A 14,961-nucleotide genomic window follows, 5' to 3' on the forward strand; every position below is an offset into this window, starting at 1 on the left:
AAAAAATTATGTAGTAAACATCTGGGTTTGGAGGTATTATAATGATTAATAGAAAGAACGAAGAACCTAAAACAGATTGAAGAGGATTTTAGGGTGACTTTTTTATTTTGCAAAAAAGCTTTTAAAGTTTAAAAATATATTGTAGTGAGAGGAAATATTATGAAACTAACGCCTAGATTATTAAATATTGCTAAATTAGTACCTAAAGGGTCTATTTTAGCTGATGTTGGAACGGACCATGGGTATATTCCTGTATACTTAATGAAAAATAAAATTGTAGAAAAAACAATTGCAACAGATGTGAATAAAGGACCATTACTTAGTGCACAGAAAAACATAAAAAATAATGGCTTAGAGGATTCTATAGAAACAAGACTTGGAAATGGTCTTGAACCTATAGAACCAGAAGAGATAGATACTGTAATTATAGCAGGCATGGGAGGTCTTTTAATTCGAGATATATTGATGAATCATCCTAAGGTTACAAAATCTATCAAGCGATTTATTCTACAACCTATGGTAGCACAAGATGAATTAAGAAGATGGCTTTGTAATAATCATTTTAAAATCGTAGAAGAAAAATTAGTGTCAGAAGATCATAGAATTTATGAAATATTAGTTGTAGAGCATGGAAAAGACGAGATTGAGAATGAAATATACTTTGAAATAGGAAAAAAATTAATAGAGAATAAAGATCCTTTATTAGAAATTTTTATAAAAAAGCACATAAAGAAGCAAAATGATATTATAAATAATCTAATAGGGCAAGAGACGGATAAAGCAAAAAACAAGCTTAATCAATGCAAAGAAAAGATTCATGAATTTGAGGAGGTGCTAAGATGGCTGAAAAACTAGAAAGTGTAGTGAAGCTTATGGAAAATATTGCACCTTCCTATTTAGCAGAAAATTGGGATAATGTAGGTCTTCAGATAGGGAATGCTCATAAAGACATTCATCGGATTTTAGTAGCATTAGAAGTAACAGAAGCTATTATTGATGAGGCCATATCAAAAAATGTAGATATGATTGTCTGCCATCATCCTTTAATTTTTAAACCCCTTAAGAAGATAAGAATAGATGATCCTATAGGCAATATGGTTTATAGACTAATTAAGAATGATATAACCCTTTTTTGTGCCCATACAAATTTAGATATTGCCCATGGGGGTACAAATGATGTTTTAGCACAAATTCTAAATATCATGGATACAAAGCCATTGAGGGTAATGAATCAAGAAAAGTATTTTAAGCTTGTTGTCTATGTACCAAGGACCCATGTTGAAAATGTGAGGGATGCTATATGTAGGGCTGGAGCAGGACATATAGGTAATTACAGTCATTGTACGTTCCAAACGGAAGGAAAGGGTACCTTTAAACCATTAGAAGGAACAAATCCTTTTATTGGAACGAAAGGAGAAATAGAGAAAGTAGCAGAGTGTAGGTTAGAAAGTATTGTACCAAAGGAAAAGTTGAATGGTGTTATAAAAAAGATGGTAGAGGTACATCCTTATGAAGAGGTAGCATATGATCTTTTTACATTAAAAAATGACATCCATTCATATGGATTAGGTAGAGTAGGAAATCTAATAAAACCTATAAAATTATCTGCATTTTGCCAAGAAATAAAATCAAAACTTGCAATGAATGTTATTAGAATCATAGGAGATACTCAAAAAAGTATACAAAGGGTAGGTTTATGTACTGGCAGTGGAGCAGAGTTTATATATGATGCATATAAGCTAGGGTGTGACTGCTATATAACAGGTGATGTAAAATATCATGATGCTCAATATGCCGCATCATTAGGAATTGCAGTAATTGATGCAGGCCATTTTGAAACAGAGCATTTAGTATGTAGGCCTTTATTTGAAAAATTAAAGGAATTAATTATGGAAAAGAATTACCATATGGAGGTTTTTTTGGCATCTAATAATATGAATCCTTTTCAAACCATATAAGAATAGGTTTTTTTGCCTATTCTTTTTTGGTATAAAATTTTTGAAGAAAATGAAAGGCGGGAGATTATGAATCAAAATGATTATTTATGGAAATTCCAAGAAATAGAAAAAAGCGTAGACAAAGAAGAAAAAATGTTAAGAAAGGTTACGAAGGGAAAAGAAATAAGCCAAAAAATTGGTGAACATAAAGGCTTAAAAAGTGAATTTGAGACAAAAAAGGGTGAATTGAAAGAGAAAGAAAATGTATTAAGAAAGTTGGAGCATGAACATAGTGAGATTGAGTATGAAATAGAAAAAATAAAAGATCAATTATATGGTGGAAAAATAAACGATTTAAAACAATTAGAAAGTCTAATGAAAAAAGAAGAACATAAAAAAGAAGAATTAAATGAAATTGATTCAAAAACACTGGAGATGATGGAAGAAATTGATGCAGTAAAAGAAGAAGTAAAAAGAATAGGGCTAAAGGGACGGGCGCTGGGTAGTACAATTAAAGATATGCTTGAAGAGAGGAAAATAACAATAGAAAAAATAGAAAAGGATATTATAGAAAAAAAGACAAAGAAAGAAGAAATATTAAAAAAAATCACTAAAAAAAATATAGAAATATATATGGATATAAAATCTAGAAAAAATAATCCTGTGGTAGTACTTAAGGGGGATGTTTGTATGGGTTGTCACATGGATTTGCCTGTCATGACCCTTACTAAGTTAAAAAAACAAGATATTGTAGTATGCAATAATTGTGGAAGAATATTATATCTAAGTAGTGATGAATAAGGTTTTTACAAAAATTGGATTTTGACAAAAACGATTCCTTATGATAATATATTACTTGTCGTTAAAAATGAATATTTCGAGTAAGTCAGGTGGTCGCGGATCGTGCTTTGCACGAACGAGGAAAGTCCGAGCTCCATAGAGCAAGGGTGCTGGGTAATACCCAGTGGAGGTGACTCTAAGGAAAGTGCAACAGAAATAAACCGCCAATATGATTGGTAAGGATGGAAAGGTGAGGTAAGAGCTCACCGCTTCTCTGGCGACAGAGAGGGCTCTGTAAACCCCACCCGGAGCAAGACCAAGAAAGGGACTATATAGCGGCGGCTCGTCGTGTCCCAGTGGTAGGTCGCTTGAGTCTACTGGCAACAGTAGACCTAGATAGATGGCTGTCAAATACAGAACTCGGCTTATAGATTTGCTCGATAATATATAAAAACAAAAACACTTCTTAGCGAAGTGTTTTTATTTTTATATAATTTATTATTAGCATTCTGGAACAGTTTCTGCTGCTTCAGCTTCCTCTGCACATCTACAAGGACATTTTTTATCGATTTGATCTGGGAATAATTGTGGGAATGTTGAACATATTGGAGCTGTTTCAGGTGAAAGATTAGGAAATCCAGTAGATAGTACACAAAGTTGAACTGGAACAACGATTTTCTTTTCACAAGTTACACAAAGAGCAATAATTAGATTTGCTTTAACAGCACCAGTTACTGGACAGATCACAATATCTCTCATAATACTATTGGTTGCCAATCTTGTTTCACAACTTAAGTTACAGAATTCAGCGAAGCGTGGAAGGAATGCAGTATTGAAAACAGATGGCATGCATAATTCAAAGAAATTGGTTAAAACAATTGGTGAACATTCTCTTGCGATTGGTACGTTTGCAGATAGTGTTATTTGACATTGCTTATCACAATCATCAGTAAATAAGGCATCGATTTCTACAACTACATCTCCTGTGATTTTAACATTTTGTGTACCAAATATAGGTGTACCCTTAAATTCGTCATCACAGTCTTTTGTGTTGGTATATAATATTTTTTCAGAAGCAGTTCCATCAGGACCTACTACTGAAACAGGTTTGCCATTTCCATTTTCTACAAATTCTGCTCCGGAAATAGTTGTTTCAGGTTTTACAATTAAGTTTCTTTCATCATTAATATCAGATGGGTTAAAGAATTTTCTACATCTAATATCTAAAATTCTAGTGATTCTTGCGCCTCTTCCTAAAAATGGTCTAAATTCTTGACCTGAAATGGTTCTTAATCCTTGTAAATTAAATAATGCAGCATCGTAAACTTTCTGAACATATAAAGGTTCAGCTCGAACCTTTCTAAGTGTTCCATCAAATTCACAACCAGTATTTGCAGTACAGCATTTATCAGAAAGGGCCATGGTAAGTGGTCCTGAATTTTGATTACATGCCATAGTCGTAACCCCCTTATATTTTTCTCTTACAAATGTCTTTTACACTGCTAGTATATTCACTTTGAAATTTATCTGTTACACTTTTAATATAAATTTGTCATATATTCTTTTATACTTAAATATGATAATAGGAAAGGAGCTTTTAATAGGGTTTAATCAATTTGTATTTAGGATGGTGAGAGTATGTCCTTTGCAAATCAAAGAAATGTGTTAATTCACGATCGCCTAGGAAATGTATATAATTTCCGATGGCATGAAGAAAAAATTGTATATACATATTTTGATAAGTACTTAAAGGAATATGCATCAGATATGTTTGTTGATGACTGTACATTAGAATATGATGCAGCCATAGATGAAGAAAATAATGTATATTTTGCATATCACAGAAAAGATGGGAAACTAGTTTTAATGTCCTTAGAAAATGGTTTTTGGCATAAAAATCTTTTAGGAGGAGATGACACACTCAGTATACTTAATTTAAATTTGTTTATACATAATAAACAAGTACATATGATTTATTGTGTATCTTCAAATGAAAGTAGCATGTCTTATAGAATATATCACCATTATTATAGCAACCAAGAATGGAAAACCTTTGTGCTACAGGATATTAACAGAAAAAAATTCTTAAATACATTTCAAATTATACAAAATGAAAATAGGCTAATGATAGGATTTTATGATTTTTTAAAGGATGAAGAACAGATTTACATAAAGGAATTTGATTTAGAAAATGAACAATGGAAAAATTCCATACAAGTTACTTCAAGTTCTAATGATAAATTATATTTAGATATGTTCATGACAAAAAATAAAATTTTACATCTTACTTATTCAGAATATTTTCAAGGAAATCTTGTTATTAAATATGAAAAATACAAATTTGAAAATAAGAAAGTAGTAAGATTAGTAGAAAAGATAGTATCCAATCCTTCAAATTGTGCACATCCTACTTTTATTAAGCAAGGTGAAAAGCTTTGGATTGTATGGACGGAGTATGAACAGGTAGTGAGTTGTTATACAATGGATGAAGGTAAAACTTGGAGTGAACTTTATTTATGGAAAGAATCAAAAACAATCAATTTTTTCCGATATAAGTTTAATACAAATGCTGAGAATATAAAAGCTGCTTATCAGTTTCACTATACTTTTGGGAAGGGGTATCCTGAATTTTCATTTATAGGATTTGGTCCTCTTGAAAATGTGGATAAAATACCTCTGAAAATAAACTCTAATAGAAAGCTAGAGAATATGGTAAAAGATCAAGGAATAGAGGATAAAGAAGTCAAGAATAAAAAAGTTGAGGATAAAGAAATAAAAGTTAAGAAGGAAAATACTCTTAAAAAAGAGTTGGATGAATTACAAAAACATATAAAAACATTAGAGGAAAAATTAAAAAGTATTGAAAAGATAGAAGAAAGAATGAAAAATATAGAAGAAAAACTTAAAGAGGTTGAAAATTTAGAAGAAAGAGTGAAAAATATAGAAGAATATCTTAAGAGAAGAAGAAGAGGAATATTTAGATAGAAAAATTAAAAAAGAAGGGACGCTTGCCAAAAAAAGCGTCCCTTCGTATTATTTTATGTTTTTTTCTTTTTCAACTTTTTCTTTTGGAAGTTCTTTCAAAATTCTTTTGCTAGATTTTAATATTTTGCATTTCTTACAGAAATAGCTTACAGAACCTCAGGAACTAATGACTTCTAATATTTCTTTGCAGTCTGGACAATAGTAAGTTTGACCCATAAATATCCCTCCGTTTAGTATAAAATAAAAAACTCAAGGTTGACTACCTTGAGTTTAACTTGGTGCCGAAGGCGGGGGTCGAACCCGCACGGTATTGCTACCACTGGATTTTGAGTCCAGCGCGTCTGCCAATTCCACCACTTCGGCTTGCCTAGTGACAAGAACTATAATAACACAAATAAAAGAGGAATGCAACTATTTATTAAAAAAATGTAAAAAAGTTTAAGTTTGGAATCCTATGAAAAATGTTAAAAATAAATGAAAATTTTGTATATTCCTTGAAGAAGAAGAATGATTATGGTAAACTAATTTTATGGTTAAAATTTAGAATAGAGGTGTAAGTAATGGATCCAATTACCCATGGAGTTATTGGTCTGGCCATATCCGCATACAGTGGAGATCCAGTAGCATTTACTAATCCTGTTTCATTAGGTTGTGCAATTGGAGCCATGTCTCCTGATATTGATATTATTGCAAAACTAAAGGGAGATTATGTTTATTTGAAGCATCATAGGGGTATATCCCATTCTATCCCAGCTCTTTTTGTTCTTGCAGGGATTATTACCATAGGATTATCATTGTTTTTTGCAGAATTTCAGCTTTTACGAGTATTTATATGGACGCTAATTGGTTGTATATCGCATACATTCTTTGATATTTTAAATTCCTATGGAGCAAAGCTATTTATGCCATTTACTAAGAAGAAATCTATGATAGGGATATTGATGCTTTATGATCCTGTTATTACGGTATTATGTTTTTTATTGATCTTTGTAAAAGAAAAGACAACGGCTCTTTATATAGGTATTGCAATGAGTTTTTTCATATATCTAATATCAAGGTGGATGATGAAACAGCGTGCAGAAAAAATTGTAAAGAATTATTATCACCATGGATATAAAGTTTGTAGTGTGAATATTTTACCAGCTCTTATGGCTTATCATAAATGGGACTTTATTGTAAGTACCAAAAGCCATAATCTCGTAGGACAAGTAAATTTATTAAATGGAAAAATATTTGAAAGAAAAAAATTCAAAATACCAGAGGATGAAGATATTCAAATGTTTAAGGAAACAAATATGGGAAAATATTTTCAAGACTTTACCCCTATTTATCAGGTGATAAAATCTGAAGAAATGGATAACATAGTGCTTAAATCTATTGATTTGCGTTATTATTTAAGAAATAATTTTATGCATCACGCTACTGTTATCTATGATTGTGAAAAAAATATTGTTCAATCTTTCTTTCATCCTTATCATATTCAAAAAAATATTCCTGTGATAGAAGTAAAATAAAAGTGACGCAGTTTGCGTCACTTTTTACTTATATTAAAAAAAGTATAATGATTTTTATTTTAAAAAATAGGGAACTTTAGTGTTTATTTTACCGTCTAAAATTATAGGATTCTTATAACAAGAAGGGAGGGATGTATTGTGAGTAAGATTGTGAAAGAACTGATTCATAAAAGTCAACAAGGAGATATAGAAAGTTTTGAAGCTTTGATAAAAGAACATGAAAAACTGGCATTTAATATTGCATATAGAATGTTAGGAAATATAGAGGATGCAAAGGACGCAACACAAGAGGCTTTTATAAAAACTTATAAATCATTACATAAATTTAAAGGGGAAAGTAATTTTTCAACATGGTTGTATAAAATTGTAACAAATACTTCTTTAGATTTATTAAGAAAAAGAAAATCGAAAAAAACATGTTCTTATGATCGTCAGATTGATACAGAAGATGGAAACATTATTAGAGAGTTACCTGACGAGACGTATATACCGGAAGATATTGTTGCCAAAAGAGAAAGACAAAGAAATATTCAAAGAGCAATCAATTGTTTGTCAGAAGATCATAAAACCGTAATTGTATTAAGAGATATTAGAGGTTTTTCTTACGAACAGATTAGTAAAATATTAGATTGCTCTGAAGGGACAATAAAATCAAGAATTAGTAGGGCCAGACAATCATTAAAAAAAGTAATAGAAAAGAATAGGGAACTTTATGATGAATTTTTCGTCAAAATATAGAAAGGAGGGATATTATGAGATGTACGGAAATGGAAGAGATGATATCTCTTTATATAGATGATTTACTAGATGAACATACGAAAGAGATGATGGATGATCATTTAAAAGAATGTCTGAAATGCAGAAGCGAATATGAAACTTTAATGAAGCATATTCATTTATGTAATGAACTTCCAATGGTTGATTTGCCAGAGGGCTTCGAAAATGATTTACATGAATCCTTATTAAACGTCAATAAAGAAAAGGAAATGTTAAATGATGAAATAAAAGAAGAAGTTATTCCTCTAAAGAAGAATAAAAAATTCAATTGGAAGGTGTTTTCTTCGATTGCAGCAGTATTTATTATACTCATTATATCTGCTTCAACGTTAAGTAGTATGAATATGGGGACAAAAGAAGAAATAAGTATGGATGAAGCAAAAGAAGGATCTATGCTAAAAATAGAAGATGATGGTGCTAATTATGGTATGGCACAAAGTCGGGTATTTACAGCAGAGAATAGTGAACTGCGTGGAACGAAGAATAAAAATATTGAAATGTTTGCAGGTAGCCCAAAGATCAATGAAGTATCAGAAAAACAAGTAAGACAGTTAAGTGAAAGAAAGATCATAAAAAGTGCTTATATTCATCTTGATATAGAAGATTATGATAAGAAATTTAATAAGATTGTAAATATGGCAGAAGTTATAGGGGGATACATTGAAAATTCAAACACTGAGTACAGTCATTATGTTCCTGAAGAGCCAGAAGCGTCCCTAAGAAGAGGAAATATAACTATCCGCGTGCCAGAAGGTAATTTTATTAATATAGTAGAGGAAGTAAAAGGATTAGGAAAAGTTACAAATTTTTCTATAAATGGTGAAGATATTACACAAATGTATAGGGATACGGTTAACGAAGTAGAAAATCTCAAAATTCAAGAAAAAAGGCTTCGAGAAATTATGAATAAAGCTGAAAGTGTCAAAGATGTGTTAGAGGTGGAGCGAGAACTAACACGGGTTCGAGGAGATCTTAATCGATTAACTGGAAATATTAAGCGGTGGGATCAATTAGTTAGTCTTTCAAAAATTGAAGTATCCCTTAATGAGGTTATTCCAAAGGATAAAAAAATTCAATCAGTAGATGATGACTTATTGGATAAAGCAAAAAAAGGATTTATTAGCACAATCAATGGTATAAAGAATTTTTTTGAAAAAAGTTTTATTATGCTGGTGAGTGTATTACCTATTATTTTATTAATAGGGATTATTGGGGTGCCGTTAGTGAGATATTTTCTAAAAAGAATTCGAAATAAATAATCATAAAAAACAAGTCTTAGGGGAGAGACTTGTTTTTTTATGCAGGAATTTATAAAATAATTAAGAATATAGTAATGTCTATTAGTTTTTTATTTTGGGTAGCATATAGATAAGCTAAGACTTAGAAGAAATTATAAGGAGAGGATTACTTTGGAAGATAAAAAGATTATTATTATAGATGGAAATAGTCTTATAAACAGAACTTTTTATGCTTTACCAGATCTTACGACAAAGGAGGGGATTCATACAAATGCTGTTTACGGATTTGTAAATGTACTGTATAGGATATTTGAGGATTATAGTCCTGAGTATATTACTGTAGCCTTTGATAAAAAGGCACCTACCTTTAGACATAAAGAATATGATGATTATAAGGCTGGAAGAAAAAAAATGCCTTCAGAGTTAGCACAGCAGATGCCTATAGTCAAAGAAGTTTTAGATGCATTTAAAATTCATAGGGTAGAGATTGAAGGTTTTGAAGCAGATGATTTGATTGGAACTATTGCAAAATTTTGTGAAAATGAAAATGTGTATCCCTTTATCATTACAGGAGATCGGGATGCGTTACAATTAGCCTCTGATAAAACAAAAGTACTAATTACAAAAAAAGGAATTAGTGAATTAGAAGAGTATAGTGAAAAGGAAGTTTTAGAAAAATATGGAGTAACCCCTAAGGAATTTATTGATTTAAAAGGACTTATGGGAGATAAATCTGATAATATTCCAGGTGTTCCAGGAATTGGAGAAAAAACAGGAGCAAAATTAATAAAAGAATTTAAAAGTATTGAGAATTTATTAAATAATATTGATAAGGTATCAAGAAGTAAATTGAGAGAAAAACTAGAAGAATATAGAGAACAAGCTGTTTTGAGTAAAAGATTAGCAACTATTATTACAGATGTACCTGTTGAAATGTCATTAGAAGAGTTTAAAATGGAGAAACCTGATATAGAAAAATTGTGGAGTTTATTTAAACGATTAGAGTTTCGAAAATTGATGGAAAAAATTAAGCCTAAAGAGGAAAAAAGAGAAAAAAAGGACATAAAAACAACTATAATTCACTCCATGGAAGAGTTAAGAGCATTAAAAGAAATAATCATAGAAAAGGGAGAACTTTGTTTTAAAATATTTAGTGATACGATAGATTTGAGAAATGATCAAATTATTGGTATACATATGATGATAGAGGAAGAAAATTATTTTATAGATACAAAGGACAATACAGAACTGTTAGAGTTACTTAAAGATGTTTTTGAAGATAGGAATATAAAAAAATATGGACACCAAATAAAAAAAGACATGATTACTTTAAAACAACATGATATTGCTCTAAATAATATATATTTTGATGCAGCAATTGCCCTTTATTTAATTGAACCAACAAGAAAATCTTATGAAATCAGTGATATAGCATATGATTACTTAAATGAGAATATTTTAAGTGAAGAGGATTTATTAGGAAAAGGCAAAAAGAGAATAGATTTTTATGAAGTATCGAAAGAAAAATTGGTAGAATATGGATTTTGTTTTTGTGATACAGTTCTAAAGGTAAAGGAGATTCTTATTGAAAAATTAGAAGAATATGACCTTGAAAAACTGTATTATGAAGTAGAGATGCCTTTAATTGAGGTACTAGCAGATATGGAATTTGAAGGCTTTATGGTGGATAAAGAAAAGCTTGATGAATTAGGAAAGACATTAGATGATAGAATCAATCATCTAACAAGGGAGATATTTCATGAAGCAGGAGAAGAATTTAATATCAATTCCACAAAACAATTAGGAGTAATTTTGTTTGACAAACTTGAATTACCACCTATAAAAAAGACAAAGACAGGTTATTCTACCAATGTTGAGGTTTTAGAAAAGTTATACAATAAGCATAATATTATTCCTAAAATTATAGAATATAGACAAATGGTAAAATTAAAATCTACTTATGTAGATGGATTAATTGGTGTGATTAATCAAGTAACCAAAAAAATTCATTCTAGTTTTAATCAAACGGTTACTGCTACTGGTAGAATAAGTAGTACTGAACCAAATCTTCAAAATATACCTATAAAACTTGATGTAGGAAGAGAAATTAGAAAAGTATTTGTTCCTACAAATGAAGAATTTTTACTACTTGATGCAGATTATTCACAGATAGAATTAAGAGTACTAGCTCATATATCAAAGGATCATAATTTAATAGAAGCGTTTCGTAAAGAACAGGATATACATGCATCAACTGCTTCTAAGGTTTTTAATATACCTATAGATGAGGTATCATCTCTTCAAAGAAGTAGAGCAAAGGCAGTTAACTTTGGTATTGTATATGGCATCAGTGATTATGGATTATCAGAAAATCTTCATATAACAAAGAAAGAGGCTCAAAAATACATTGATGAATATTTTAATAAATACACAGGTGTAAAAGAATATATGGAGAATATAGTGATGGAAGGAAAAGAAAAAGGTTATGTAACAACCCTTTTAAATAGGAGAAGAGATATACCAGAATTGAAGGCTAAAAATTATAATGTCCGTTCATTTGGTGAAAGAACCGCCATGAATACGCCGATTCAAGGTAGTGCTGCAGATATTATAAAAATAGCTATGCTTCGTGTCTATCATGAATTGAAAAATAGAAAATTGAAGTCGAAATTAATCTTACAAGTACATGATGAGTTGATTGTGGAGGCACATAAAGATGAACTTGATGAAGTGAAAAATATTTTGAAAGAGCAAATGGAAAGTGCTATTCATTTAGAGGTATCATTAAAAGTTGACATGAATGTAGGAAATAGTTGGTATGAGACAAAATAATGAAAGGAAGTAGCTAGATGAAGGTTATTGGACTTACTGGTGGAATTGCTTCAGGGAAAAGTACTGCTTCAAATATCTTAAAAGAATTTGAGATTCCAGTTATTGATGCAGACCTTATTGCTAGAGAAATTGTACTACCAGGGCAACCTGCTTTATGTGAAATTAAAAATGTTTTCGGAGGGAAAGTTATTAAAGAAGATGGAAGTCTAAATAGAAAAGTATTAGGACAACTTGTTTTTTCAGATAAAGAACAATTAAAAAAGCTGAATAATATTACTCATAAAAGAATAATAGAAGAAATTGTAAATCGGATAAATATGTATAACAAAATGAACACTTATCCTGTTATAATAATAGATGCCCCTCTTTTGATAGAACTGCATATGGAAGAATTAGTAGATGAAGTTTGGTTGGTGGCAGCTAATGAAACAGTACAGCTCAATCGTTTAATGAGTAGGGATAAAATTAGTGATGAGGATGCACTAAAGAGAATGAAATCTCAAATATCCACAAAAGAAAAAAAGAAATATGCTGATGTGATTTTAGATAATAATTTAGATTTGAAGCATTTAAAACATCAAATAGTAGAACAATTAAAAAGAGTAACCAGCTAGGCCGGTGGAGGGATACCTTTGATTTTTATTGATTTAAAAAAATATAGGAAGTTACTTGTGGTAATGATTATTGTAATGTCAATTGGAGTAGCTTTAACGAATACAAATTGGCTATTAAAAATATTATATCCTATGCACTATGGAGATATTATAGAGAAATATGCAAAGGAATATAAATTAGATCCTTATCTTATTGCAGCTATTATTCGAACAGAGAGTAAATTTGATGAAAAAGCAAAATCTAATAAAAATGCACGAGGACTTATGCAGATATCTGAAGTAACGGGGAAATGGGCATCTGAAGAATTAAGTATTGATAACTATAATGAAGAAATTTTGTTTATTCCTGATACAAATATAAAAATAGGATGTTGGTATATAGATAAATTAAGGGAAGAATTTGATGATCATTTACAACTGATGATTGCTGCGTACAATGGTGGAAGTGGGAATGTAAACAAATGGCTTAAGGATCCTAAATATAGTGATGATGGTGAATTTTTAAAAGATATTCCTTTTCCTGAAACAAAAGCATATGTAAAAAAGGTGATAAAAAGTTATAAGGTTTATAAGATTATATATAGGTAACAGGATCGTACTTGTTATCTATATATTTATATAGGTATAGAAGGATTTTGTTGAATAAACTCTATAAGTAATTTATAATGATTATGGCAAACAAATCCTACATACAAATAAAAAATATAGGGGAGAAGCTATGAGTCAAGAATATTTAGGAAGCATTACCCTGTTGGTTTTATTGATATTAGCTATGGTAGGGAAAAATAATTCTTTAGCGTTGGCTGTAAGTGGTTTAATATTTTTCTTACTATTAGGGCAAATGGGAGGAGAAATGAAAGGTTTTTCTCATTCCGTACTAATATTTTTAAATAAATATGGATTGAAGATTGGTGTCATCGTACTGATGATGGGTGTCCTTGCACCATTTGCCTTAGGAGAACTAGATGTAATATCAATGCTTAATAGCTTTAAAACCTATAAAGGATTCATAGGTATTATTGCAGGTATACTAGTAGCTATCTTTGGGTCACGAGGAGGATATTTACTTGATATGGAGCCTACTATTGTAACTTCTGTGGTGATAGGAACCATACTAGGAATTGTAGTTTTTAAAGGTTATCCTGTAGGACCTCTTATTGGCTCAGGTATTGCTTATTTCATGATTTATATCGCAGAAATATTTTTGAAAAAATAGAAAGGAATGAGATCAAATGAAACATATGACAAGCCTTGAGGATATTAAAGACATAAAAATTAAGGAAGATAGGTTAATGCACTCTAGTAATCATGAAGAGATTTTATCAGGACTGACTACAGATGTTTACTTTTTAAGAACATTGGATATTTTAAAATATATGAATCTTGATAGAGAAATTGTAACAGCTGAAATTTTTGCTAGAAAACCTGGTGTGTTTGTTGGGATAGAAGAAGTAAAAAATATGTTAAAGGATAAAGATGTTGAAGTATGGGCTGTAGAAGAAGGAGAAACTTTTGAGGCAAAAGACACTTTAGTTAGAATTAAGGGACCTTATAAAGAATTTGGTGTTTTAGAAACTGCAATGCTTGGAAGCTTAGCGAGTGCTAGTGGGTGGGCCACAGCAGCAAATAGAGTGAAAGAAGCTTGTGAAGGTAAGAGTTTTTTATGTTTTGGAGCAAGACATGTGCATCCAGCTGTTGCACCAGTAATGGAAAGAGCAGCTTTGATTGGTGGAGCAAATGGTGCAAGTTGTGTATTAGCAGCAAAATTAATGAATATAGAAGCATCAGGAACTATTCCACATGCAGCTATGCTAATAGCGGGAGATACGCTTAAAGTTTCAAAAGTTTATAATGAAGTTACTCCAGAGTCTCATAAGAGAATTGTGTTAGTAGATACGTTTAAAGATGAAGTTGAAGAAAGTTTACGTATTGCAGAAGAATTGGGTGATAAGCTGTTTGGTATTCGATTAGATACACCGAGTGAAAGAGGAGGAGTTACCCCTCATCTTGTTAGAGAGTTAAGAAGCAAATTAGATATTAATGGATATAATCATGTTAAAATAGTTGTGTCTGGAGGATTGACACCAGAAAAGATTAGAATACTATCAGAGGCAGGTGCAGATTCCTTTGGAGTTGGTAGTTATATATCAGGAGCTCCAGCTATTGATATGACTATGGATATAAAAGAAGTAGCGGGTAAACCTGTTGCAAAAAGAGGACGAATTCCAGGGTTGGTTGAAAATAGTAAATTAAAGAAAATTCTTTAAACAAAATGTGGAGGAGT

General features: G+C 30.7%; 13 protein-coding genes, 1 tRNA gene and 1 other RNA gene. 13 read left to right on the top strand and 2 right to left on the bottom strand.

Going from position 1 to position 14,961, the window contains the following annotated elements; all coding sequences use genetic code 11:
* Nucleotides 1–159 precede the first annotated feature (159 nt).
* From K7H06_RS06515 to rnpB, 4 genes are all read left to right on the top strand, one after another.
* The gene (locus K7H06_RS06515) at nucleotides 160–855 is read left to right on the top strand and encodes a tRNA (adenine(22)-N(1))-methyltransferase (RefSeq protein ID WP_223039073.1); all 696 of its coding nucleotides are present in this window, start codon (nucleotides 160–162) and stop codon (nucleotides 853–855) included.
* Nucleotides 840–1,958 carry a Nif3-like dinuclear metal center hexameric protein gene (locus K7H06_RS06520; RefSeq protein WP_223039074.1) on the top strand — a complete coding sequence of 373 codons (1,119 nt, stop codon included), beginning with the start codon at nucleotides 840–842 and terminating at the stop codon, nucleotides 1,956–1,958. Before K7H06_RS06515 ends, K7H06_RS06520 begins: the two co-directional genes overlap by 16 nt.
* Before the next feature lie 66 nt (nucleotides 1,959–2,024).
* Complete coding sequence (locus tag K7H06_RS06525) at nucleotides 2,025–2,738, top strand: zinc ribbon domain-containing protein (RefSeq protein WP_223039075.1); 714 nt, start codon at nucleotides 2,025–2,027, stop codon at nucleotides 2,736–2,738.
* A 77-nt stretch (nucleotides 2,739–2,815) separates the two neighbouring features.
* Nucleotides 2,816–3,161, top strand: an RNA gene (rnpB, locus tag K7H06_RS06530) — RNase P RNA component class A.
* A 57-nt stretch (nucleotides 3,162–3,218) separates the two neighbouring features.
* On the opposite strand, the gene K7H06_RS06535 is transcribed toward rnpB, so the two are convergent.
* Complete coding sequence (locus K7H06_RS06535; protein ID WP_223039076.1) at nucleotides 3,219–4,172, bottom strand: hypothetical protein; 954 nt, start codon at nucleotides 4,170–4,172, stop codon at nucleotides 3,219–3,221.
* Nucleotides 4,173–4,355: 183 nt separating this feature from the next.
* On the opposite strand from K7H06_RS06535, the gene K7H06_RS06540 reads away from it, so the two are divergent.
* Nucleotides 4,356–5,702, top strand: coding sequence for a hypothetical protein (locus tag K7H06_RS06540; protein WP_223039077.1), 1,347 nt, complete (start codon nucleotides 4,356–4,358; stop codon nucleotides 5,700–5,702).
* A gap of 276 nt (nucleotides 5,703–5,978) precedes the next feature.
* Here the strand turns inward: K7H06_RS06540 and K7H06_RS06545 are convergent.
* Nucleotides 5,979–6,065: transfer RNA gene (locus tag K7H06_RS06545), tRNA-Leu, on the bottom strand.
* 197 nt (nucleotides 6,066–6,262) lie between these two features.
* Between K7H06_RS06545 and K7H06_RS06550 the strand changes: the two genes are divergently transcribed.
* From K7H06_RS06550 to K7H06_RS06585, 8 genes are all read left to right on the top strand, one after another.
* Nucleotides 6,263–7,216, top strand: a complete 954-nt coding sequence (locus K7H06_RS06550; protein ID WP_223039078.1) for a metal-dependent hydrolase — start codon at nucleotides 6,263–6,265, stop codon at nucleotides 7,214–7,216.
* Nucleotides 7,217–7,354: 138 nt separating this feature from the next.
* The gene (locus K7H06_RS06555) at nucleotides 7,355–7,954 is read left to right on the top strand and encodes an RNA polymerase sigma factor (protein ID WP_223039079.1); all 600 of its coding nucleotides are present in this window, start codon (nucleotides 7,355–7,357) and stop codon (nucleotides 7,952–7,954) included.
* 14 nt (nucleotides 7,955–7,968) lie between these two features.
* A complete protein-coding gene (locus tag K7H06_RS06560) occupies nucleotides 7,969–9,252 on the top strand; it encodes a DUF4349 domain-containing protein (RefSeq protein ID WP_223039080.1) in 1,284 nt (427 codons plus the stop codon).
* 150 nt (nucleotides 9,253–9,402) lie between these two features.
* On the top strand, nucleotides 9,403–12,063 hold the full coding sequence (gene polA, locus K7H06_RS06565; RefSeq protein WP_223039081.1) for a DNA polymerase I: 2,661 nt from the start codon (nucleotides 9,403–9,405) through the stop codon (nucleotides 12,061–12,063).
* Nucleotides 12,064–12,080: 17 nt separating this feature from the next.
* The gene (gene coaE, locus K7H06_RS06570; RefSeq protein ID WP_223039082.1) at nucleotides 12,081–12,677 is read left to right on the top strand and encodes a dephospho-CoA kinase; all 597 of its coding nucleotides are present in this window, start codon (nucleotides 12,081–12,083) and stop codon (nucleotides 12,675–12,677) included.
* 18 nt (nucleotides 12,678–12,695) lie between these two features.
* Complete coding sequence (locus K7H06_RS06575; protein WP_343216814.1) at nucleotides 12,696–13,265, top strand: lytic transglycosylase domain-containing protein; 570 nt, start codon at nucleotides 12,696–12,698, stop codon at nucleotides 13,263–13,265.
* Nucleotides 13,266–13,395: 130 nt separating this feature from the next.
* The gene (locus tag K7H06_RS06580) at nucleotides 13,396–13,893 is read left to right on the top strand and encodes a DUF441 domain-containing protein (RefSeq protein ID WP_223039083.1); all 498 of its coding nucleotides are present in this window, start codon (nucleotides 13,396–13,398) and stop codon (nucleotides 13,891–13,893) included.
* A gap of 16 nt (nucleotides 13,894–13,909) precedes the next feature.
* Nucleotides 13,910–14,944, top strand: a complete 1,035-nt coding sequence (locus tag K7H06_RS06585; RefSeq protein ID WP_223039084.1) for a nicotinate phosphoribosyltransferase — start codon at nucleotides 13,910–13,912, stop codon at nucleotides 14,942–14,944.
* The last annotated feature ends 17 nt before the right edge of the window (nucleotides 14,945–14,961 follow it).

The sequence above is a fragment of the Crassaminicella profunda genome (genome assembly GCF_019884785.1).
GTDB lineage: Bacteria > Bacillota > Clostridia > Peptostreptococcales > Thermotaleaceae > Crassaminicella > Crassaminicella profunda.